A 22,744-nucleotide genomic window follows, 5' to 3' on the forward strand; every position below is an offset into this window, starting at 1 on the left:
CCACGACATCAGAGCGCCGCGTTGCGGCCGTCTGGCTTCTCGGCACGCTTGGCATGCTCTGACGAGCGACGGCCGAGGTTGCCATAGCGGTGATAGTCGTGGCTGATCGATTGCTCATTGAGATACCGCAGCGATTCGATGCGTGCATCATGCAGTACCGGTTCGTCGACGATCGTCACGAAACGTTCCGCACAGACCTTGCGAACCGAACCGACCGATAGCGGGCACACGCACCGCAGGCGGCTGACGAGGCCATGGTTGATGCGGCTGACGAGCTGTTCGTCGTTTTCTTCGAGCGGTGAAATCAACCCGGGCAGCCAATCCGCCAACGACTCAAACAGCTCTCGTTCCGCCGCCGGACGATCGGGATCGATCGACAGTGTGAACTGGGTCGAGACAGCCGTCGCGGCCGTTACGGCGATCAACGCATCCTCAAAAATCGGAAGATCCGATGCAGGATCGCTTCGGCCCACTCGGATGGTCAACTCCGGTGCCGGGCGATAGCGGCGCAGGTTGTCTTGGCCGACGAGATGGAACGTGTCGTGCTCCTTGCCAAAGTCGCTCTCCATCGCTCGACGACCTCCGGCGGCGGTAGCACGGATTTGAGCCTTCTGCGTCTCGCTGAGCTTTTTCGCGTGCGGGCTGTTGCCGAGCCAATCCAGCAACTGATCCAAGTGCGGATGGTCTTCGGCGGGAGTGTCCTGAGAACCGGAATCCTCGGGTGCGTCGAGTGGTTGCCCATTACTGATCCGGGACAGAGCCAGCACATAGTGCGGCCCGCCGGCTTTGAGCCCTGGCCCATAGGCACTCAGCCCCACGCCACCGAATGGTTGCCGGAGCACGATGGCACCCGTGGTCGGGCGATTAATATAAAGATTGCCGGCTGGGATCGATTCACGCCACATCTCGACTTCACGATCATCGAGCGATTCCAAACCGCTGGTCAATCCGTAGCCCGTCGATCGCACGATTTCAATCGCCTCTTCAAGTCTGCCGAACCGCATCACGCTGAGCACGGGGCCGAATAGCTCGGTGGTGTGCGAGAAACTGCCTGGCTTGACGTTCCATTTTACGCCCGGCCGGTACAGCGTCGGGTTGCCGTCGACGTGCTCGGGCATGACGAGCCAGAATTCATCGTCGTCCACCTCGCGCATGCCACGCGTCAATTCGTCATTGGGCGGAGAAACCAGCGGTGTGACGGCGGTATGGAGATCCCACGCCGAACCGGCATGCAGGCTGCGGACGGCGTCGGCAAGAATCTTCTGAAAGGTCACGTCGTCGAATAGTTCGTTTTCCAACAACAATAGAGAGGTGGCACTGCATTTTTGGCCACTGTGTCCGAACGCGGACTGCAGCGCGTGCTTGATCGCGAGGTCACGGTCCGCCAACGCTGTCACGATCGTGGCGTTCTTGCCACCCGTTTCAGCCAACAGGTGTAGGTCGGGCCGGACCGTGAGCATGCGTTTGGCCGTTGCGGTGCCGCCGGTGAGGATCACGGTATCGATATCCGGATTGATCACCAGGGCTTGCTCAGCCACTTCGTCGGCACAGGGGGCAAACTGCAACGCTTCCACAGGCACGCCCGCGTCCCAGAAGGCTTGGCAGACCAGCCAAGCGGGCAGCATGGTTTCGTTACAGGGTTTGAGCACGACGCAGTTGCCGGCGGCCAATGCCGCAGCGACGCCGCCGCATGCGATCGCCATCGGAAAATTCCACGGGGTGATCACGGCCACGACACCGCGTTCCTGCAGCTGAATTTCAGGACGATTGGCCCAATCACGCATCGTGAGCGGATAGAATTCGCAGAAATCAATCGCTTCGCTCACCTCCGGATCGGCTTGGGCGACCGTTTTACCAGCGTCGGCGACCATCGAGCCGATCAGATCGCCGCGCCGCTCGCGCAGCTTTTGAGCGACACCGCGAAGGATCTCGTGCCGATTTTCTAAGGGCGTGTCCGCCCAACCACGCCAATCGGCGACGTGCTTGACCGACTTCATGAGCGGTTCGAGAGCGGTCGGCTGGATTCGGCAGACGACTTTCTCGGGCCGAGAAACATCATAGGACTTAATGATCGGCAGCGTTTCGTCGCTCTCCGGTGTGGAGTCGCCCGCGAGCACCGGGTGAATGTTGACGGCTCGTTTATTGCACTGTTTCTTCCAATCTTTGAGCAGAGCGGCGATCCACTGTGAATTGACCGGACTGGACCAATCGGTGTCGGGTTCGTTAACGAACTGCGTCCAATGCGCCGCGGCGGGAGGTTGCACCGGAGATTGACTGCGATCCTGTGGATTGCGTGGCTCTGTCGAGACGCTGTCCATGATCTCCAGCGACTTGGTGAATCCAGCGGCGAGCCGATCAAAGGTTTCCGAACCGGGCTGCAACGCGTAGGAGTGCCGGAGGAAGTTCTCAGGCCCCGTGTTCTCGTCGAGCCGGCGGATCAAGTAGCAGATGGCATTGAGGAACTCGGTTCGCCGGCAAGCGGGCGCGTAGAGCAACATCGGTACGTCGCGGGCTGTGATGGCGCGGCGCTGATGGTTGGCCATGCCTTCGAGCATCTCGAACTGCACATGCGATCCACAACCGGCGGCGTTGGTCCAGTTCATCGCCAAGGCGACATCGAATAGGTTATGAGATGCCACCCCCACTCGCACATGCCCGGCGGCGGCCGCATCAATGAGCGATCGGAGCATCTTTTTGAAGTTGGCGTCCGTGTCAACTTTCGTTTCGTAGGGTGCCATCGGCCACCCCGATGTGCTCGCGTGGACGCGTTCCATTTCCCAGTTCGCCCCTTTGACGAGCCGGATCGTCAAAGCGCTGCCACCATTCTCGACGCGTTGCTTCGACCAGGCAATCAAATCCTGCATCACGGCAAACGAGTCGGGGATGTAAGCCTGCAGAGCAATACCCGCTGCCGTTTTCTCGAGACCGCGGCGATCAAGCGTCCGCTTGAGAACATCCGCCGTCAAATACAGGTCTTTGTACTCTTCCATGTCCAAGTAAACGAACTTGGGCGGCGTATGATGATTCGCATTGCGATAGAGCGAATCGAGCCGATCGGCGACAACATCGATCGTGTGCTCGTAGGCGAGAGCCGAGACCTGACTCGAGAGCGTTGTTAGCTTGACGCTCAGGCAGTGCACGTCCGGCAATCGCAGTAACTGAACATAGTTCTGCAGTCGTGCGCGGGCGTCGTCCTCACCCAACAACGCTTCACCCAACAGATTGACGTTCATCGAGACGCCGGTCTGCTGGCGCCTTTGGAGGTGTTTGACCAGTAGTTCAGGCTCGGCGGGCAGGATCACATTGGCGGTTTCCTGCCGCATCTTTTCCTTTACCAACGGCACCGCGACCCCCGGTAGGTATTCGCCGAAGGACTGGAACCCGCGCAACATCGCCTGCTCCACGGGATTAAAAAATCGCGGGATGCCCTGGATGTCGAGCAGAAAGGTGAGCTGATCGGCGACCCGCGCCGGCGCGTTGGTCCGGAATGCTTGATCGGTCATCTCGACCAACGTCGCCTTATCGGCATCGTGACCGATCATGCGAGTCAACTCGGCCTGCTGGCGGCGTTCCTGGGGTGTTTGCAACCCCTGTGCATCAGTGATTAATTGTTCAGCAAGCTTGATTGCGGCATCAGCGTCACCATTGAGCTGGGATTCTTTAGGAGCGATGTTGTCACCGTAGGGCGAGAGTAGTGGTGGTTGGGTGAACGTGTCGGTTATTGCTTCTTCTGCGGTACAAACTTTGCTACAATTACTGTGCCAACTGAGTGGGGTGGGACACCCATCCCCATTTTTATCCTCGCAGGAGTTTGGAAGATGAGTATACCGGTTATCGCCGCATCGGATTCAGGATCACTGTTGGGGTCATTGGCAGCATCGGACGCTGGTAAAGCCATTGACGACGCGATTAACAGAGCATCCGCCCTCGTAAAGTCTGCAAACGGCGTGATGTCAGCGACTTTGGAAGAGGAAACCGCTCATATGCGACGACGACTCTTTCGCACCCTCGATCACCCCGAACGCCGTATCATTGCCATCGACTGTGGGTCGGTCGATGTTGATCAGATTCATGAGACCAGCGACCTTTTTTTGAATGATCCCGCTGTTCGTGAAGATCACAACCTGGTTCTCGCGGTCCCCGAGGAGCGGTCATTCGCAGATTCGCAATCATTTGACTGTGTCCAAGCGATCAAAGCGCGAGCATTTGAGAATGACCTCAATGGCAAAATCAGTTGGCTGCTGATCCAGCAACGTGACCCGGAATTGACCGCGCTGAGAAACCTGGTCGATCAACAAGGTGGCAAGTGGTACGCTAGCTAGCGCCCCCATTTGCTAGGGGGCCGATTGTTTTCGCCGTGACCTCCGTGCACCCCATCGACGCGTGAAAGAACAAACCATCCCCCTCAGAGTTCGATACGACGAGTGCGATCCCGGTGGATTTGTTCACCACTCGAATTACCTGACCTACTTTGAGATCGGCCGTACCGAGTTTTTCCGCTCCTCGGGCGGCCGATATCGCGATATCGAAGCGGCGGGGTGGTTCGTCGTCGTGGTACGCGTTGACTGCCGATACAAGATGCCGGCGCGTTACGATGACGAGATTCATCTAACCACGCGGATCGTGCAGGTGACCGCCGCCAAGATCGTCCACGAATACGAAATCCGTCGTGACGGCACGCTGCTCGTCGAAGCCACCGTGACACTCGCGGTGATCGATCGCGAAGGTCGATTACAACGTGTTCCTGAAGTGTTGATTATATAAGAATCGTGCCGACGAGGCGGGGGGGGCATGGGACACGGGGGCAGCGGGGCGGAGGGAACAATGGTTCCATCCTACGGTGGGTGCATGTTGGGAACGCGTTGCTACAATGGGCCACTCTGGATCGCGATTCATATTCACACCTAGGTTTTAATGATGCATGCTCCTTTTGATTTCACGAATTCCCGCCGCCAATTTCTAGCGGGCGCCTCGGTGATGGCAGGTGCTTGCCTGACAGGTACCCGCGGTATTGCCGAGGACACCGCCGAGTCAGACGAAGCGGGGCCGTGGCTGCAAAAGACGCTCAAGGCGGGGATGATCGGCATCAAGGGATCCTGGGAGGAAAAGTTCCAAGCGGCCCTGGACGCTGGGTTCGCAGGCGTCGAACCGAACACGGGCGATTTGAATGTGGCCGAACTTCGCGCTGCGGCAGAGAAAACCGGCTTGATCATCGATGGCACGGTGGCCGGGTATCACTGGTCAGTCACTCACACCAATCCCGATCCCCAAACACGTGCCAAAGCCCAGGATTTGCTGCATCAATCTTTAGAGCAAACCGCTGCACTGGGGGCAAAAACGATGCTTCTGGTTCCCGGCCATGGCAAGGATGGAACGCCCGAGGAAGTTCGCTCGCGGGCGTTTGAGGCGATCTCGAAGGCCATTCCATTGGCGGACAAACTCGGCGTCCATATCGTGGTTGAGAACGTCTGGAATCATTTCCTGTACGACCATGGTGGCGACGAAAACCAATCCGCGCAGCCGCTCGCCGACTTCATCGCGTCGTTTGGAACCGACACCATCGGCGTCCAGTTCGACCTGGGTAACCACTGGAAGTACGGAGATGTTGCGGAGTGGGTGGAGACGCTCGGCAGCCACATTCAAAAACTCGACATCAAGGGCTTCTCACGCGCATCGGGTGGCTTCACCAACATCACCGAAGGGGACATCGACTGGGGTTCGGTCCGCAAAGCACTCGTTAAGATTAATTTCCAAGGCTGGCTCGCCGCTGAAGTCGGTGGCGGGAACGAGCAAAAGCTCGCCAAGATTGCTGGCCAGATGGAGACGGCGCTGCACTGCAGCAAGACGTTTGCTGAAGTCTCCGCCGAGACAAAGCAACCTGCGTGAGCGACCCTACCGAACACGTCTCTGTCATGCCGGACGAAATCGTGCAGTGGATCGGTGAGATCCATCCACGAACGATTGTCGACGGCACCTACGGTGGCGGTGGACACACTCGATTACTACTCGACGTGCTACCGACCGCGAATGACCCGCTCCCCGGGACGGATGACGGCCGCCCTGCGCCCATCGTTGCGCCCCTGATCATCGGCATGGATCGAGACCCAGCGGTCATTGAGCGAGATGATACGCCCAGTGGTCCTGGCAGCGATCCGCGGATCGAACTGTTCCTGGGCAGCTACGAAAAATCGCCCGCGGCACTGGCGCATTGCGAGCGTTCACACGCCGATGCGTTCGTGCTCGATCTCGGTCTGTCGAGTGACCAGCTCGCCGACCGCGAGCGAGGGTTCAGCTTCACGCTCGAAGAAGCGGAACTCGACCTGCGGTTCGATCCCGAATCCGACATCCCTGCCTATGAGTGGCTGGCCTACCATAGCGAGCGACAAATCGCTGACGCGATCTATCAGTTTGGCGAAGAGCGATACAGTCGCCGGATCGCGAGAGTGATTTGCCTGCGGGCCAAAGATCGATTACCCGTTCGCACGGTCGGTGATCTCGTCGAGATCTGCCGGCGGTGCGTGCCCCGCGGCAAAAATCACGACATCCATCCCGCGACGCGTACGTTCCAGGCATTGCGAATCGCGGTCAATGATGAGCTGGGCATCCTGCAGCGGACGCTCGCGTCGGCTGCGGACTGGATCGCTCCGGGTGGCCGCGTTGCCGCGATCAGCTTTCACTCACTCGAAGATCGCATCGTCAAAAACGCGTTCCGCGATGACGAGCGGTGGACCATACTGACCAAAAAACCGCTGCGGCCGACGGAGCAAGAGATACGAGAGAACCCCCGCAGCCGCAGCGCCAAACTACGCGTCGCTGAACGAAAACCTGATTAATTGACGACGGTTTCCCTGTGGGGCTATGCGGCGCCCGCGAACGAAGAGAAATTCATGATCACCCATTTTGCCTCGCGGCTGAGAACATCGACCGCCGCGTGCTCGATATTGCTGTTCGCGGCCCTAGCCGCTGCCGAAACGGGAAATCCCCAGCGGCTGGATCCTGTCGAGCAAGAAATCCAAGGCTGGACAGTACACGTGGACCCAGCATTGATCGACGATGCCGATGGTGAGCGTGCACTCGCGATGCTGAAGAATCATTTGCAGCGGATCGAGATACTCGTGGCGCCGGGGCCACTCGCAAAACTCAAGACCATCGAGATTTGGATCCAAGAGGAGCACCCCACGCTCCATTCGATGCAATATCACCCCAGCCGGGGATGGCTGATCGCCCATGGTCACGATGCCCGATTGACCCGCAAGGTCCACATTCCAAACGCCTCTGAGCTGTTATCCAAAGACCAGATGCTGAAGCATCCCGCGGTCGTCCTGCATGAGCTGGCACATGGATACCACGATCAATTCCTCAACTTTGACAACCCTGAGGTCATCGCCGTTTTTGAACAGGCTCAACAATCAGAACGCTATACGCGAGTCCTCGACCACGCGGGTCGCCAGGTGCGTCACTACGGCTTGAACAACTGCAAAGAGTATTTTGCAGAAGGCACCGAAGCGTTTTTCTATCGGAACGATTTCTATCCCTTTGTCCGTGCCGAATTACAGGAATACGATCCCGATTTATTCGAGCTGCTAATGCGTGTCTGGGACGAACCGCGCTGACGCCTCGTCGCTTGCGTGCGTTACTCGCCAGCCCCCGGGTGGATCGGGCAGGTCGAATGATTTCACGTAGTCACGCTGTTGAAGCTCCAGCCACACGAGCGTTTCCTCGGCCAGGTTGCGATGGACCGGCAAGATGATCGAGAGCTGGATCGCGCGAGTGATCCGCTGCTTGGCTTGCTCAAAATCCTGGCGGGCCGCGGCGGCGATCGATGCGTTAATCCAGGCCGCCGTTTGGAATGGGTATCGTTCGAAGGTCTGTTTCCAGATTCGTTCGGCGGCGGGCCAGTTTCCGAGTCTCGCCATCTCATTTCCACGGCGTACGGCGGCACTGCCTAGGGACGCGTGGGGATGGGCAAGTTCCACGTTTTGCCGAACGACCGATTCATGGACCAAACCAAGGGTCTGGCGCGCCATCGCCTGGTGAAGCCGTGCGGTGGGGTCGGCAACGGCCATCAGATCCGGATATCGTTGCTTGATAATCGACTGGTTGATGGCGATGGGCATGCCCTGCGTGCTCGCGTCCGCATCGAGGCCCACCAACCGCCACACAACCGTTAGATGCTCGTCCGAATGTGACCTGCCGGTGGCGTGCATGATTTCGCCGCGGAGTAGATACCGCACGCCCGCTCGCCGGGCAGCCGCCGCGACCCACAAGTCGCTCGGTGCGTTATCAATATTGGAAACGAGCGCAATGTCAGAGGAGGGCCCCAATTGATCAGGCAGCAGCAGCGTGATCGGAGCGGCCGCCGGACGCGCGTGACCGCCACCCACTCCGCTCGCTTGAGCCACGAGTGCGTCGCGAATCCCCTCAGCGGTATCGAAAGGACCTGCAATCTCCATCAGAACGAGCTTCTCGCCGTCGACCGGTCTGAGCTGGGCCGGCTGCCAGAGATGGATGGGGGCTACGGTACGGCACCCCAACAGGTGGCCCACGACAACCAATAGAATCACCGCAGCAGGCAATTTAGCAACCATCTCGCCCCGCTTTTCTCGACCGCCACGTCGGATTGGAGTGGGAGAGAACATAGCGGCAATACACAAAAACGCTGGCGAGAGCTCAAATGGGGCAAATCTGGAAAAGTCCGACGGTAGTCAAACATTGGGCTTGCTGACAAGCTATCTTGTGTGCCTATCCGAAAAGAGACCACCACTTTTTTCGGCGGTGAATCATGCTAGCGATCCGATGCCCGAGGCGTCCGAGCACGATGCACCGCGTCGACACTACCCAAATTCGCCCAACTCCACAGGAAGCACCCCGCCATGGCCTCGTTGTTCGTCATTCGAGGGCGCGACCAGGGTAAGCACTTCCCGCTCTCAGCGCCGGTCCAGCGATTGGGCCGCGACTCGACCAACGACATTCAACTGCTCGACAATGAGGCATCCCGCGGCCACGCGGAAGTCCGCTGTGATTTCGCCACCGGGCGATACGAACTGATCGATCTGGGCAGCAGCAACGGTACTCATGTCAACGGTGACCGGATCGCGCGGCAGGAGCTCGTCAGCGGCGACCGAATCGAAATTGGTGGCACGCTGCTGATCTTCACAGGTGCCGGCAACGCTGCGGCCATGGGCGCCGCCCACGGCGTGGACATTGTCCGGCAAGTGCAAGGCGGCGACGCCAGCCGGATTGTGTCCTCTTTCTCCCGAGACCGCTTTTCCCGCAGCCCGGAAGTTCCCGGATCGGCTTCCAGCGAATTCGCTCACTCACAATCCCCTCGCCAAGAGGCACCGGAAAAGCAAGCGTCGGCGTCGCCGGGTCACTTTCTCGACACCGACCAATCTCTCGAAGTGATGTACCTGACGGCCTTGGCGGTCGGTCGCACCGATGACCTCAACGAAGTCCTCGATCGCGTCTTGAAGCTGATCTTTGATTGGGTCGAAGCCGATCGTGGCTGCGTGATGCTACGCGACCCTGAAAGCAAACGCATGACTCCCGCCGCCCGTTGCGATCGAGATCAAGCCGGGGCCTTACCGACCAATCTACAAACACGCCCCAAGCCCCCGGGTCGCATCACGATCAGCCACACCATTCTTGATTATGTCATGCAGCACAAAGAAGGTGTGCGGACCAGCGACGCGGTCGACGACGAACGCTTCGAAAGCGCCGCCTCAATTGTGCAGGGCGGCGTTCGCGAGGCGCTGTGCGTGCCGCTGCAGGGACGCTACGACGTGGTCGGCGCGTTGTATGTCGATACCTACACACCGCCGGGCGAATGGATCGAAAAGAAAGGGGCGACTCGATTTCATGACGAGCACCTCAAGCTGATCACAGCGATTGGCCATCAAGCCGCTCTGGCGATCGAGGATACGTTCTACTACTCGGCCCTGCTGCAGGGCGAACGTCTCGCGGCCATGGGGCAAACCATCGCCACGCTCTCCCATCACATCAAGAATATTCTGCAAGGTGTGCGGGGTGGCAGCTATCTGATCGAGTCTGGATTGGCCAAGAACGAGACTGAAACGATTCGTCGTGGGTGGGCGATTGTCGATCGCAATCAAGAACGGATCAGCAACCTCGTGCTCGACATGCTCACGTTCTCCAAAGAGCGTGAACCCCAGCGCGTCGAAGCCGATCTGAACGACACGATTCGAGACGTGCTCGATTTGATGCAGGGCCGCGCTAGCGATGCGGCAACCGAACTGCGATTTCAGCTGGACGAACACCTGCCGATGGCGAGCTTCGATCCTGACGCCATTCACCGGGCGCTGCTGAACTTGATCACGAATGCCATCGATGCTGCCGCGTCGCAGGTCCGAGTGAGCAGCCGATTCGATGCGGCGATCGGCTGGATCGTCGACGTCGAAGATGATGGCGAAGGCGTGCCCGAAGACGAGCGTGAGCAAATTTTTTCGCTCTTTGAATCCAAGAAGGGTGCTCGCGGCACCGGACTCGGACTGCCCGTTACTGCTAAAATCATGCAGGAGCACGGTGGCAGCGTGGAGGTTTCAAACACCGCACAAGGCGGCGCGAGATTCCGCATGATCCTGCCCACCATCGCCACCGACATCAACGATCTGAGCATCGGCGACACACAAATTTAGGACGGGATCACTGTCTCGTCCAAGAGGTGTGAATGCAAAATCCCCTGCGGCCAGGAGCCCTTTTGCATTTTCAAATCCCCAACCTCTCACGTGCCCAAACTCCGGCTCCCGCCTGCATCACAGCCGCAGACGGCCCAGCCTCCCAGCCTCCCAGCCTCCCACCTCCCACCGACCCTATGCCCACCCCATCTCAGCGTCTGTTTTTGCAACTCCGCAACGCCGTGATCGCGATGCTGTTCTCAGCGACGGCAGCCCAGGCTCAGAGCAGCGTACCACCGGCCCTGTTCGGCAACGATGCGCTGGGGCGGCCGATGCCGAGCCCCGCCGAAGTTCGGCCGTTTCAAAACGATAAATACGTTGGCATTTTCTACTTCGCGTGGCTGCAAAATATCGCGGCCTACGACAACTCATTGATCCTCAAGAACAACCCGGACGCACTGACGACCAATGCGTCACCGCCGTGGGGCAAGAAAAATGCGTTCCACTTCTGGGGCGAACCACTGTTTGGCTACTACCGCAGCGATGATCCGTGGATCCTTCGCCGGCATGCCGACCTCCTCGCCGATGCCGGTGTCGACTTCGTGGTACTCGATGCGACCAATGGATTGATTTACGAGAACGTTGTCACCGAGATGCTCAAAGTGTTTGGGCAGAAACATGCTGCCGGTGAAGACGTTCCGCGAATCACTTTCATGGTCAATTCCCAGGCTGGGCGGACGGCCCAGCGAATCTACGAAACGTTCTACAAATCGGGCGAGTCGTCTGAGCTTTTCTTCACCTGGAAAGGCAAACCTCTACTGATCTGCGATCCCGCCCAAGCCTCGCCGGAGGTGGCCGAGTTCTTCACGTTGCGCGCCGCTCATTGGCCGTTCGAATTGGTCAACACGCACAACGCATGGCATTGGGAGTCGACGTATCCACAGGTTTACTCCTACGACCAGGACGTCGCTCGTCCCGAGCAGGTCAATGTATCCGTGGGCCAGAATCTCGATCAAAAGACCGGGCGAGTCGAAATGATGAGTACGGGCCGGGCGCGGGGGCGAAGCTTCCATGAAGGCGCCGTTGACCAACGTCCCGATGCGTTTCGGTACGGGCTGAATTTTCAAGAGCAGTGGCAGGGTGCCCTCGAGCTCGATCCAGAGGTCACGTTTGTGACAGGCTGGAACGAGTGGATCGCGATGCAGCTCAATACCGGCGAGTCCGGAGCGCCTGTATTCTGCGACCAGTTCGACGTCGAAGCCAGCCGAGATGTGGAGATGATGAAGGACGGCTATGGCGACAACTACTACATGCAGCTCGCCGCGAATATCCGCCGCTTCAAGGGCATGGCACCGGAAACCACCGGCACGCAGAGCAAAACCATCGACATCGACGGACCGATGAGCCAGTGGAACGGCGTCGAATCAAGCTATCGTGATCATCTCGGTGATACGCTGCCGCGTGATTTCCCAGGCTGCGGCGAACACCACTATCGAGTGAACTCCGGCCGCAACGATTTCCACATCGCCAAGGTCAGCGAGGATGCGGACAATCTCTATTTCCACATGCAAACTCGTGACCCAATCACCGATTCCACCGATCCCAATTGGATGTGGCTGCTGCTCGACGTGAACGACTCGTCCGCTGACGCGGGAGCCGCGCAGGCGGCCTGGGAAGGGTTCGAATTACGGGTTCGCGGGAGCACCATCGAATCATCGACCGGCGGCTGGAACTGGGAACCCATCGGCGACACCCGCGCTCGCGTCGAGGGCAACCAAATGCACGTCGCGATCCCCAAGAGCATACTGAAACCCTATCGAGACCACGCCGGTTCCGGCGCATCGATTGGTTTCAAATGGATCGACAACTCACAATCACCCGGTGACATCATCGACACGTACACCAATGGCGACGCCGCCCCCGGCGGCCGATTCCAGTATCGATATCGGCTGCGGTAGCTTGGGACCCTTGTCCCGAGCTCGCCAAGCGGTGCCGTTTGGGACCAATGACCCTAAGCGACGCCCCTCTCGCAGACTGTTGATTTAGCCGAACTTCCACCGGCGATGGGGAGCCGAATGCCGTAAGGCATCGGGTGACAGGCGACCGCTCACACGACCCGGCTCAAGAAATCAACACGCCTCTCTAGGCCTTCGCTTTTTTCTTTGGCTTGTAGATTTCGGTTGCGGTGCCGAAATACACCTCGCCCGCGTTCATCAGTGTTTCGCTGAGCGTGGGGTGCGGGTGAACCGACTCGGCGATATCAGCGACTTCACAACCCATCTCAATCGCCAACACGGCTTCGGCGATCAACTCGCCCGCACCGCTACCGACGATACCGCAGCCGAGGACACGATTGGTTTTGGGATCGATCAACCACTTCGTCAAGCCATCGGTGATATTGAGAGCTTGGGCGCGTCCGCTGGCGACCCAGGGATAAACCGCCACGCTGACTTCGCGACCGTCCCGCTTGGCTTCTTCTTCGGTCAGACCGGCCCAGGCGATTTCCGGATCGGTGAAGACCACCGCGGGGATCGCTCGCTTGTCAAACTCAACCGCTTTGCCCGCGATCACTTCGGCAGCGATACGGCCTTCGTGGGTGGCCTTATGGGCGAGCATCGGATCGCCAGCGACGTCACCGATCGCAAAGATCTTGGGATCGGCGGTGCGCTGCTGTGAATCACAGACCACGAAACCGCGTTCGTTGACGACGACCTGTGTGTTTTCCAAACCGAGACCACGGGTGACCGGACGACGTCCAACGCTCACGAGCACGCGATCAAAACGCTCGTGACCGAACTTGCTCGGCCCCTCAAAAGTGACTTCGATCTTATCATCGACTTCGGTGATCGAGCCGACTTTCGTGTTCAGAAAAACGCGGCCTTCGCACATCGCGTCGATGCGTTTGGCGAGCGGTTTGACGAGATCGCGATCCGCACCCGGCAGCAACCCTTCAGCCAACTCGACAACCGTCACCTTGGAACCGAGGTGAGCATAGACGGTGCCCATCTCCAGCCCGATGTAACCGCCACCGATCACGAGCAGTGATTCGGGAATATCCTTCAGGGCGAGTGCCCCGGTACTGTCCATGACCCGGTCGCTGCCAATGTTGAAACTTGGCGGCATGGCGGGCACGCTGCCGGTCGCCAGGATGCAGTGATCAAACGTAATCGTGCCGCCTTCGGGGATCGATTCGTGGTCGCCCTCGAGCTTGAGTTCGCCTGAACTCACGAACGAACCTCGCGCCTGGATCACGGTCACGCCCCGGCGTTTCGCGATTTGAGCCAAACCACCGGTGAGGTTCGAGATCACTTTTTCCTTGCGTCCCCGCACGGTGTCGACGTTGATCTTCGGTTCGCCCGGATACTCAACGCCCCAATCCGCCTTCAACTCTTCGACTTCGTTGATCACCTTGGCAACGTGCAACAGCGCCTTGCTGGGGATACAACCACGCAGCAGACAGGTGCCACCCAAGCGAGACTCGGCTTCGACAATGGTAACATCGAGGCCTTCATCGGCTGCGAGAAAAGCGGCCGCATAACCACCAGGGCCACCACCGAGAACAACAACGGGACTGTGCATGATGTGGAAACAGGTTGCGTGAAGGAGAAATTTGAGAAGCGATTTGTAGCCTGAAACTGCTGTCGGCTTCTTAGCTCGGAGGGCGGCACATTGAACCCAATGCGAATGTGTCGCCCTCCGGGCTGGCCGTCTTGTAGCCCGGTCCCGGTGACTGACGCGAACGGCAGTTCTTATTTCGCCCCCTGGGGAGAGAAGACCGGAACAAGAACTGCGTCAAGCGTTCGCCACGCTCTGGCGAGCGTGGCGACTGCGTAGCTGAGCGTCGTCGCTTTAGCGTGACAAGAATTCGACGACGCTGTTAGCATCGACGGGCAGGCTGATGTCGACCGGGCTGGGCAAGCTCAGGACGGTCGCACGCAAACCTTCGCTGTCGAACGAAACCCAATCCAACCCGTCTGGCGGCGAGTTGGCGATGACGCCGCGATACAGGTTTTTGAGGTTTTCACGACCGCGGACTTCGATGATGTCATTGGATCGCAGCAGGTAGCCAGGCTTGGTGACCTTGATGCCGTTGACGCAAAAGTGACCGTGAACGATGCCCTGACGAGCTTGCGGACGGGTCTTGGTGAAGCCGACGCGGCGGACGACGTTGTCCAAGCGGCTTTCGCACATCAGCAACAACAACTCACCGGTATTTCCGGATTTACGGCCGACGTTATCAAAGTAACGGCGTAGTTGACGTTCGCCCAACCCGTAATAGTGCTTGATCTTTTGCTTTTCCATCAAGGCCAAGCCGTAGACGCTTGGTCGGCGGCCTCGAACGTGCATCCCCGGAGGCGTGTTACGCCGATCGAGGGCGCGGGTGGCGCCCGCTGTTTCGTAGAGCATTGTGCCCAAACGACGGTTAATGCGGGCTTTTGGACCTGTGTAATGACCCATCTATTTCGTTCTCGATTCGGGAGTGGGACGGCGGGATCGGCGTAATGGGGATCGACAATCGACCCCAGACGGTCTCGCCTGAATTCAGGAAAAACGAACTTTTGTGAAAATTCGAGAGGGGATTGTGAATGGGCGGCGCAGAAATTTCAAGGGGAATGGATTGACTTTAAACCTTTCGCCCCTGTGGATAGCTGCCCAGCACGGCGAGATGTTGAGTCTTCTGCTGCAGCGTTGCGATCACGCCCGCCACAGCCGGCTCGGCTTGGTGGCCGGGAAACTCGACAATGAAAAAATACTCATTCGGTCGACCAGGCTGCGGAAATGACTCAATCCATGTCAGATTCAAGCCATGATCGCGAACGATGCCCATCACATCGGCCAGCGCCCCAGGCCGGTGCTGAACCTTGAATAACAGCGTCGTCTTGTCGTCCCCGGTCGGCTCGGGCAGGCCCGCCCCCAGCACGGCGAAGCGGGTGACATTGTGCCGATTATCCTCGATCGAGGCTTGCACGACACCGAGACCGTAGCGCGTTGCCGCCGGCAGACTCGCCACCGCCGCGATCCCCGGCGTGGCCGCCGCCGCCTCCGCCGCCGCTGCCGTTGACGCGGTTTCGACCAGTTCAACACCTGGTAGATGATCCGCCAGCCAACCTCGACACTGAGACAATGCTTGCGGCTTACTGTGTACCTGCGTGATCTCCTCACGCGGGCTGAGCGATAATAAATTGTGGTGGATCGCGAGCAGCAACTCACCGGTGATGTTCACGTTTCCGTGTGCTAAGCGGCCGAGCGTGTCGACGATGCGGCCATCGGTGCTGTTTTCGATGGGCACGATTCCATGGGCACAATCGCCGCGGCTGACCGCGTCGAACACGGCGCCGATGGAAGAAACGGGCGACAAGGCGGTGCCGGAGCCGAAATATTCCAGGGCCGCCAAGTGGCTGTAGCTGTCGATGGGCCCCAGAAAAGCGACCAATTCCGGCTGGGACGCTTGGTAACATGCCGACACGATGTGCCGCAAAATGGACCGTCTCGCGGCCGCTGAAATACCCGCGTCTGCCTGCGTCCTGAGCTGCTCGACCACCTTTTCTGCGGCAGCGAGCGCCGCGGACAGGCCCACCGCCCTCTCGCTCTCACTCAGTTGTGCTGCTACCCAACGTTGACGGCGATCGACCAATGCGAGGATTTCTTGGTCGAGCTGATCGAGCTGATCGAGCTGATCGAGGGAAGTGGGGTCAGGCATGGCAAATACGACGGCAAGATGGGCTGGAATGGCGAGCGATAGGCCTCGCTTTTTGCCATATGGGAACGCGTTAAGCGTTTGGATTCAACTCCAGGGACTACGAAACTTCAACCCATGCTTCTTTTCTATCGTGAGATTTTCCGATCTCGAAATCTTTCGTCCGAACCGGCGACTGATAGACTGGGGCCGATTGTGAATGATTCGAGACGTGGGCGGAGTCTCCTGTTCACTCCCCCCCCAGTGTGGCTGTCCAGGAAGGAAGCTGGCCAATGACTCGACTGTTTTTAGGAATCTGCATTTACTTGCTCGCTGGGGCGCCTGCCGCTCCTGCGCAATCGCCCCAGGGCGATGCCCGCAAACTGGTCATTGGCACTCACCATGTCCCACCGTTTGCGATGAAGTTGCCAGACGGGTCCTGGGACGGGATCAGCGTGGAGTTGTGGCGTGAAATTGCCGGCGACAACCAATGGGATTTTGAGTTCCGTGAAATGGAACCTCAGGATCTACTCCCAGCGACGCAGGCCGGGGACGTTGACGCCGCGGTCGCGGCCGTCACTGTGACGTCAGGTCGCGAGCGGACACTCGATTTTTCGCACCCCTTTTACTCGTCCGGGCTCGGTGTCGCAGTCCGCAAAGCATATCGCCGCGATTGGGGAGCGGGCCTGCTGCATTTACTCGCCAGGCAGTTCCTTTCACTGCTTGGGTTCCTCGCCGCTGTAACGCTCTGCATTGGCTGCTTCATGTGGCTGGCTGAACGGCGACACAATCCGGATCACTTCGGCGGTGTGCTCGACGGATTGGGCCACGGTATCTGGTGGGCAGTGGTGACGATGACAACAGTAGGCTACGGAGACAAAACGCCGCGCACCCTCGCCGGCCGGGCATTGGCCGTGCTTTGGATGCTGGTCGGCGTGGTCAGTTTGACGATTGTCACCGGTTCGATTGCCGCCCAGATGACCGTGATGCAACTGGATTCGCCTATCCACTCGCCCGCAGATCTTGCCAGCGTCCGGACCGGTACGGTGCTAGACTCCACCGGCGAAACCTATCTGCAAGAGTCTGGATATGGGTTCCAAGTCTATCCGGACGAAAATGCGGCCCTAACAGCCCTCGTCGACGATCAAATCGATGCGGTGGTCTACGACTACCCCTCCTTGCGATACGAAATCCACGACAAGTTCTCGGGTCTCGCCGAAGTCTTGCCCGTGCGTTTCCAACACGAGTCGCACGCGATTGCCTTGCCGACCCGAAGCGAACTGCGCGAGCCCATCAATGTTTCCCTGCTGCGGATCATTTCGGCCCCTCAGTGGGAGGCGACCGAACACCGTCACATGGGCCGTTGAGTGATTTCCCACCGTCTGGCGACGGCAGCTATGCGGCCCGCCGGATCTCAACCTGTGGTTCGGGATGGGTCTCCGCCGCGATCATCGGCAGGGTACTCGGTCGCTCCGTCGCGACCCGCTCGACTGACCCCGTTTTCTCGACTCTCTCGATTCTTGCGGCCATTTCAGCGGCGTTCCAGCTGGCCACACAGACCCCAGCGGACGAATGAATCTTGACCTCATCCTCCTCGGCAAACCAGACCGCCGAGAACTGGTCACAGCGGAATCGTCGCCCGCGGTAGAATTCTTCGCTAATAAAAACGGAGTCGCGAAGTTCGATCGTCTCGTCAGGAAATTGCTCCTGGCAGTAGGCATGGACACAGTTGCGGGCGCGGGCGAGCTTTTGCGACGGAGTCATGCGGCTGGTCGACCTTGATAAAATGCGGCAAAATGCAGTCGCCGATCAGTACCGGCTCACCGGTTGTATCGGCTGGCCTGCCCCCCACGGATCGGTCAGACCGTTTCTCTCGGCAATCTCACCTCAAATCATCTAGAGCGCGTATTTTGTTCTGCTTAGGTTTTGCCCCGTGCGTACGTTGATCACCGAAACGCAGCTGTCCGCGGGCGTCGCCCAGCTCGCTCACGAAATCGACGCACATTACCAAGGGCGTCCGATCACGGTGGTCGCCGTGCTGACCGGTTCCGTGGTGCTATTTGCCGACCTGATCCGGCGGCTCGCCATGCCGCAGCGGGTCGGCGTGATCCAAGCGTCGAGTTATCGCGGCGGCACTCAAGCCGGGGAGCTGATCATTGACGCGAAAATGTTGATCGACGTCAAAAGCCGCGACGTGCTCTTGGTGGACGATATCTTTGACACGGGGGCGACGATCACGAAATTACGCGAAGAGCTACTCGCGATGGGGGCCGCCAGTGTGGCCACGGCCGTGCTGCTGCGGAAATCTCGCGAAGGCCAACACAGCCGACGACCGGATTTCGTCGCCTTTGAGATCCCGGACGAGTTTGTCGTCGGCTATGGGTTGGATTACCTCGATATGTATCGCAATCTGCCTTACATCGCTGTCCTGGAGCCCGACGAGATTGCGGCAACGGCGGCCGAGTTCGGATGAATTCCCCGCTCCTGCACCCCCAACGGCAACTCTCGACGGCCGAGCAAATTCGTGTGCTGTGGGTCACCCGGCGGTACTGGCCCCACGCTGCCGGTCAATACCCGCAGGCTGCGACGGCAACCGCTTTGACCCAAGCCTTGGCTGGCATGAATATGCATGTCGAAGTGGTGACACCGCGGTACGGCACACATTGGTCGCACGAGTTTTTGTATGGCCGCATCCGTGTGCATCGCATTCTCGCCGCTCCCAAAGGGGATTGGTCCACCCAACGTTACGTGCGTTATCTGGGAAACTGGCTAGCCGAACAGACGTCTCGCTTTGACTGGATCGTATGCGATGGGATCGACGACGACGTGCGCAGTGTGGCCGCGGCGATCGAACACTCACGCAACGATCCGACCCGCGGCACCCGCCCGGCAACCCGCGGAGTTGCCCTATGCGATGGCTGGGGCGGCGACGGTGACGATGTGACGTGCCGGCAATCACGCGGTGGCAAACGTTGTCTGCAAGCGATCGCAGACCTGGATCAAGTCATCACGCGGCACCCGACACTGGATCGGTTCCTAGTCTCCGGCGGGATCGCACCGGGACGGATTCGCCGGGTGACACCTGGATTCGCGAGGCCAACGCGAGTTTCTCTCGAAGAAAGGCTGGCCTCACGTCAATCACTCGCGGGCATCAACCGCGATTTAGTGACCGGTAAAGACGATCAAGTATTGCTGTGGTGCGGACGAATGGCTGGACGCTCCGACGACCGCGGTGGCGTGGGGTCCGTCGTCGGCAGTGCGAGATTGCTGTGCGCGCGGTATCCCAATTTAAAAATCTGGATGCTCGGCGATGGTCCGCTCCATGACTGGGTACACGCCGAACTCAAAGCGGAAGGCGTGCGGGACGTCGTCGCGATCCCAGGCACCTTTACCGACATGACCGACATTTGGACTGCGGCCGAAGGTGTCGTCGTGACCGACGAGGATCAACTCCGTTACACTCTGCCGACCGCCATTGCCCGCGCCCTGCCGACCGTGGTCGCCGACCACGCCCCGATCCGAGCTTGGATGAAAGACAAATTCGCCTCCGATATTGTCGATTCCATCACCTGGTACGATGCCAATAAACCGGGATCGTTTCGCAAGTCCTTTCGTAGCGTCTGGGATAACCTGCCCGCGGCGAATGATCTCGCTTGGGAAATCGCGATGGATGCGGCCCGCCGCTTCAGCGCCGGCGAAGAACTCAATCAGTGGGCATCGATTCTGTCGTCCACCGGGACGATCTCGCCGACTTAATTAGGTTTGCATGGATTGCCTCGTGTCACCGCATCCCCGGGGGCGGATTGCCGCTCACAACTCAGAGCGATCCCCACGCGGTTTCATTAAGCAACTCAACCAGACCGGCTTCGCAACACAACCTCGGAACATAGTTTTGTCACTCGCCGACACATCAGAAGCTGCCGCACATCCGCTGAAGATCGCGTTGGTCATCCCGACGATGGACCGGGGTGGGGCGGAGAAACAAGTCGTACTGCTCGCATTGGGATTGGCTCGGGCAGGACATGACGTCCGGGTTGCGCTACTGACCCGCGACGGTCCTCGCAGCGAATCGCTTCGCCAGGCGGGTATCGAAGTCATGTTGATTGGCAAGAAATTCAAAGTCGATCCCACGGCACTCGTGCGGCTAACGAAGTGGTTCGGCACGTGGCAGCCCGACGTGGTTCATACGTGGTTGTTCGCCGCGAATAGTTTCGGCCGCGTCGCCGCCCGGTGCGCCGGCGTGCCGGTCATTATCGCGAGCGAACGCTGTGTCGATCCCTGGAAGCATGGCTGGCACTTTCTCATCGACCGCGGGCTGCAAAGATGGACTGACGCCATCACGACCAACAGCGAGGGCGTGCGTGACTTTTACGTCGCTCACGGCATTTCGCCTAAACAATTTGCGATCATTCCCAACGGTATCGAACCCGTTGCGGCGACCGATCCATCAACACCGATCGATCGCCGCATGGCGCTGCAGCGATTGGAGGTAGACGAGGATCGCAAACTCATTCTCGCAGTCGGTCGACTGTGGCCGCAGAAGCGAATCCGCGATCTGATTTGGGCCGCCGAACTGCTGGGCACGCTCCGCGGCGACACCACACTGGTCATCATTGGTGACGGTCCCCAACGCGATGAGATGCTACGGCATCGCGATGCGGTTTCACGCGTGGAGTATGTCCGCTTTGCGGGCAATCGAGACGACGTTCTCCAGCTACTGCCACACGCCGACGCGTTCTGGATCGCGAGCGAGTACGAGGGGCAAAGCAACGCGGTCATTGAAGCGATGCAGGCGGGCGTGCCTGTGGTCGCCTCGGACATCGCCGGCAACAACGACCTGGTGATCGACGGCGAAACAGGTTGCCTGTTTGAACTCGGCGAGACCGGCCAACTCGCCGAAAAAACACACGGGTTATTATCCGACCGGGAACTGGCCGCGCAGCTCACCGCTGCCGCCCGCACCCGCATCGAAACTGAATTCACGGTCGATGCGATGATCCATGCACACGTCGCTCTCTACCGCAGGCTGCTTGCTGAAGGAATGTGACCTCAGCGTCCAGCCTGGATTGAAAAACCATTCCCCGTGGAACGGTAATGAGAAGTCTAAGGAACGAGCAGAAAACAACTGTCTGATATTGTGGCCGAACGCTCCGCGGTCGACCATTCCGACCGTGGAGCGTTCGGCCACTTATTTTCCGCTCGTTCCCTAGAAACCGGCGGCTTCCTACCTTGTCATCCCAGCCGGGACAGTCGTGCTGGGGTGTTGGGCTGTTTTCGCTGTGTCGGCGGCCTCAACGAGTTCTCGGCCGCGACGGGCGACCGTCACGATCGTGTCCGCGAACGCCTTGCGAACGGGCGGCTCGACTTGCGGTAGTCGGTTGGCGACATCGAGCATCGCGGCCGGATTCCGACTGCTCGCTTGACTGACCTGCGAAATGAATCGTGCCGTTTGGACGAAGTTACTGTCGGCCGAGCGGCCGATGATGGGACTGAATGTTCGGGCGATCAGATCCAAGCCGAGGCTCTCGAGCTGCACAAAGCAATCGAGCGTCCCCGAAATGGTGGTGTTGCCGTCCGCGTTCTGGGCATATGCCGATCTCAATACGAACACACCTTTTCCGCGAATCGGTGTGGGCACCATCTTGCCATCATACGAACCTTCGACCACGAAGATGTGCTGTTCGGTGTCGCCATAGACCAAATCGACCTTGCACAACGTACCCGCCTGATCGCTGGCTTCGATCTGGTAGGGACCGAGCCTTTGACACTGCACCTTGGTGATGTCCATCAGGTCCCACAGACCGACCAACACGTCCGGGTTACGTGTCAGGAACAAAAACATGTCCTGATCGCACTGCACCGCCTGGCTGGGTAATTGCCGAAACAGCGTCGGATTCTCGGCGATTTCCAAAATTTGGGTGCGTGCCCCAGGTGTCAGCCGATCCAGGGGCAAGGCGTTCAAGATCGCTTCACGGTGCTCCGGCGAACCGACTTTCGGCGCCGCATTGGAGTCTTGTCCCCAACCGAACACCGAAGGAAATCGGCGTGTGGTGCTGGGCAACGACGCCGCCTGAGATTGCGCCGCTTGAGATTGCGCCGCGTAGGATTGTGCCCCTTGGGATTGCACCCCCTGGAACCGCAAGGTCTGAGCCTGCGGCGACTGAGCCTGTGCCGAGGGAGCATATTGCAGCCCCGTCACAAGGATCGCCAGCAAGCATCCGGCAACCGGCCGGACAGACCGGATGGTCAAATGCGCGCATATTTCGTCTATCGTGGTTCTGGAGATCACCAGCACCGCCCCCAATATTGCGTTGTAATCGTTCGTAGTTGACGAACGTCGTCGCGACTCGTTCCACCAAGGTCACGACAGACCGGCTCCGGCTCCGGCTCAGAAAACTGAGTCGCAGTCGTGCCTACTCTGGTTTCGGTTATG

General features: G+C 59.2%; 18 protein-coding genes. 11 read left to right on the forward strand and 7 right to left on the reverse strand.

All coding sequences use genetic code 11. From position 1 onward, the window contains the following. Nucleotides 1-8: 8 nt before the first annotated feature. Nucleotides 9-3,671 (reverse strand): proline dehydrogenase family protein, encoded by a 3,663-nt coding sequence (locus tag SH410x_RS27815; RefSeq protein ID WP_473677417.1) that lies wholly within the window; start codon nucleotides 3,669-3,671, stop codon nucleotides 9-11. Between the two features lie 147 nt (nucleotides 3,672-3,818). Between SH410x_RS27815 and SH410x_RS27820 the strand changes: the two genes are divergently transcribed. From SH410x_RS27820 to SH410x_RS27840, 5 genes are all read left to right on the forward strand, one after another. Beyond that, complete coding sequence (locus SH410x_RS27820) at nucleotides 3,819-4,322, forward strand: hypothetical protein (protein WP_473672787.1); 504 nt, start codon at nucleotides 3,819-3,821, stop codon at nucleotides 4,320-4,322. Nucleotides 4,323-4,383: 61 nt separating this feature from the next. After that, on the forward strand, nucleotides 4,384-4,764 hold the full coding sequence (locus SH410x_RS27825) for an acyl-CoA thioesterase (protein ID WP_473672789.1): 381 nt from the start codon (nucleotides 4,384-4,386) through the stop codon (nucleotides 4,762-4,764). 153 nt (nucleotides 4,765-4,917) lie between these two features. Continuing rightward, complete coding sequence (locus tag SH410x_RS27830; RefSeq protein WP_473672791.1) at nucleotides 4,918-5,886, forward strand: sugar phosphate isomerase/epimerase family protein; 969 nt, start codon at nucleotides 4,918-4,920, stop codon at nucleotides 5,884-5,886. Between the two features lie 26 nt (nucleotides 5,887-5,912). After that, nucleotides 5,913-6,833: a 16S rRNA (cytosine(1402)-N(4))-methyltransferase RsmH gene (gene rsmH / locus SH410x_RS27835; protein ID WP_473677418.1), complete on the forward strand. Its 921-nt coding sequence runs from the start codon at nucleotides 5,913-5,915 to the stop codon at nucleotides 6,831-6,833. After that, nucleotides 6,834-7,613 (forward strand): M90 metallopeptidase family protein, encoded by a 780-nt coding sequence (locus tag SH410x_RS27840; RefSeq protein WP_473672793.1) that lies wholly within the window; start codon nucleotides 6,834-6,836, stop codon nucleotides 7,611-7,613. It abuts the gene before it with no gap. On the opposite strand, the gene SH410x_RS27845 is transcribed toward SH410x_RS27840, so the two are convergent. Next, on the reverse strand, nucleotides 7,584-8,639 hold the full coding sequence (locus SH410x_RS27845) for a tetratricopeptide repeat protein (protein ID WP_473672795.1): 1,056 nt from the start codon (nucleotides 8,637-8,639) through the stop codon (nucleotides 7,584-7,586). The genes SH410x_RS27840 and SH410x_RS27845 overlap by 30 nt on opposite strands. 234 nt (nucleotides 8,640-8,873) lie before the next feature. On the opposite strand from SH410x_RS27845, the gene SH410x_RS27850 reads away from it, so the two are divergent. Beyond that, nucleotides 8,874-10,655 (forward strand): ATP-binding protein, encoded by a 1,782-nt coding sequence (locus SH410x_RS27850; protein ID WP_473672797.1) that lies wholly within the window; start codon nucleotides 8,874-8,876, stop codon nucleotides 10,653-10,655. Nucleotides 10,656-10,831: 176 nt separating this feature from the next. Then, complete coding sequence (locus SH410x_RS27855) at nucleotides 10,832-12,592, forward strand: hypothetical protein (protein ID WP_473672799.1); 1,761 nt, start codon at nucleotides 10,832-10,834, stop codon at nucleotides 12,590-12,592. 184 nt (nucleotides 12,593-12,776) lie between these two features. On the opposite strand, the gene lpdA is transcribed toward SH410x_RS27855, so the two are convergent. From lpdA to pheA, 3 genes are all read right to left on the reverse strand, one after another. Further along, complete coding sequence (gene lpdA, locus SH410x_RS27860; protein WP_473672801.1) at nucleotides 12,777-14,213, reverse strand: dihydrolipoyl dehydrogenase; 1,437 nt, start codon at nucleotides 14,211-14,213, stop codon at nucleotides 12,777-12,779. 270 nt (nucleotides 14,214-14,483) lie between these two features. After that, nucleotides 14,484-15,092, reverse strand: coding sequence for a 30S ribosomal protein S4 (gene rpsD, locus SH410x_RS27865; RefSeq protein ID WP_473672803.1), 609 nt, complete (start codon nucleotides 15,090-15,092; stop codon nucleotides 14,484-14,486). A gap of 166 nt (nucleotides 15,093-15,258) precedes the next feature. After that, nucleotides 15,259-16,335, reverse strand: coding sequence for a prephenate dehydratase (pheA, locus tag SH410x_RS27870; RefSeq protein ID WP_473672805.1), 1,077 nt, complete (start codon nucleotides 16,333-16,335; stop codon nucleotides 15,259-15,261). A 269-nt stretch (nucleotides 16,336-16,604) separates the two neighbouring features. Between pheA and SH410x_RS27875 the strand changes: the two genes are divergently transcribed. Next, nucleotides 16,605-17,678: a transporter substrate-binding domain-containing protein gene (locus SH410x_RS27875; protein ID WP_473672807.1), complete on the forward strand. Its 1,074-nt coding sequence runs from the start codon at nucleotides 16,605-16,607 to the stop codon at nucleotides 17,676-17,678. A 28-nt stretch (nucleotides 17,679-17,706) separates the two neighbouring features. Here the strand turns inward: SH410x_RS27875 and SH410x_RS27880 are convergent, their stop codons facing one another. After that, entirely contained in the window at nucleotides 17,707-18,075 is a 369-nt protein-coding gene (locus SH410x_RS27880; protein WP_473672809.1) for a hypothetical protein, read from the reverse strand. 169 nt (nucleotides 18,076-18,244) lie between these two features. Here SH410x_RS27880 and hpt point away from each other — a divergent pair, with 169 nt between their 5' ends. The 3 genes from hpt to SH410x_RS27895 all read left to right on the forward strand — a co-directional run bounded on the left by hpt (nucleotide 18,245) and on the right by SH410x_RS27895 (nucleotide 21,358). Continuing rightward, the gene (gene hpt / locus SH410x_RS27885) at nucleotides 18,245-18,784 is read left to right on the forward strand and encodes a hypoxanthine phosphoribosyltransferase (RefSeq protein WP_473672811.1); all 540 of its coding nucleotides are present in this window, start codon (nucleotides 18,245-18,247) and stop codon (nucleotides 18,782-18,784) included. Continuing rightward, the gene (locus SH410x_RS27890; protein WP_473672813.1) at nucleotides 18,781-20,067 is read left to right on the forward strand and encodes a glycosyltransferase family protein; all 1,287 of its coding nucleotides are present in this window, start codon (nucleotides 18,781-18,783) and stop codon (nucleotides 20,065-20,067) included. Before hpt ends, SH410x_RS27890 begins: the two co-directional genes overlap by 4 nt. Nucleotides 20,068-20,242: 175 nt before the next feature. Continuing rightward, the gene (locus SH410x_RS27895; RefSeq protein WP_473677419.1) at nucleotides 20,243-21,358 is read left to right on the forward strand and encodes a glycosyltransferase family 4 protein; all 1,116 of its coding nucleotides are present in this window, start codon (nucleotides 20,243-20,245) and stop codon (nucleotides 21,356-21,358) included. 177 nt (nucleotides 21,359-21,535) lie between these two features. Here the strand turns inward: SH410x_RS27895 and SH410x_RS27900 are convergent, their stop codons facing one another. Beyond that, complete coding sequence (locus tag SH410x_RS27900) at nucleotides 21,536-22,453, reverse strand: hypothetical protein (RefSeq protein ID WP_473677420.1); 918 nt, start codon at nucleotides 22,451-22,453, stop codon at nucleotides 21,536-21,538. Between the last annotated feature and the right edge of the window lie 291 nt (nucleotides 22,454-22,744).

It is taken from the genome of Rhodopirellula sp. SH410 (assembly GCF_055811895.1).

Excerpts from the sequence above, each read along its gene's own strand:
- rpsD (WP_473672803.1), bottom strand. The coding sequence starts at position 15,092 with ATGGGTCATTACACAGGTCCAAAAGCCCGCATTAACCGTCGTTTGGGC.
- SH410x_RS27890 (WP_473672813.1), top strand. The coding sequence starts at position 18,781 with ATGAATTCCCCGCTCCTGCACCCCCAACGGCAACTCTCGACGGCCGAG.
- SH410x_RS27830 (WP_473672791.1), top strand. The coding sequence starts at position 4,918 with ATGCATGCTCCTTTTGATTTCACGAATTCCCGCCGCCAATTTCTAGCG.
- SH410x_RS27820 (WP_473672787.1), top strand. The coding sequence starts at position 3,819 with ATGAGTATACCGGTTATCGCCGCATCGGATTCAGGATCACTGTTGGGG.
- SH410x_RS27855 (WP_473672799.1), top strand. The coding sequence starts at position 10,832 with ATGCCCACCCCATCTCAGCGTCTGTTTTTGCAACTCCGCAACGCCGTG.
- SH410x_RS27880 (WP_473672809.1), bottom strand. The coding sequence starts at position 18,075 with ATGACTCCGTCGCAAAAGCTCGCCCGCGCCCGCAACTGTGTCCATGCC.
- SH410x_RS27850 (WP_473672797.1), top strand. The coding sequence starts at position 8,874 with ATGGCCTCGTTGTTCGTCATTCGAGGGCGCGACCAGGGTAAGCACTTC.
- SH410x_RS27845 (WP_473672795.1), bottom strand. The coding sequence starts at position 8,639 with ATGTTCTCTCCCACTCCAATCCGACGTGGCGGTCGAGAAAAGCGGGGC.
- lpdA (WP_473672801.1), bottom strand. The coding sequence starts at position 14,213 with ATGCACAGTCCCGTTGTTGTTCTCGGTGGTGGCCCTGGTGGTTATGCG.
- rsmH (WP_473677418.1), top strand. The coding sequence starts at position 5,913 with ATGCCGGACGAAATCGTGCAGTGGATCGGTGAGATCCATCCACGAACG.
- SH410x_RS27875 (WP_473672807.1), top strand. The coding sequence starts at position 16,605 with ATGACTCGACTGTTTTTAGGAATCTGCATTTACTTGCTCGCTGGGGCG.
- pheA (WP_473672805.1), bottom strand. The coding sequence starts at position 16,335 with ATGCCTGACCCCACTTCCCTCGATCAGCTCGATCAGCTCGATCAGCTC.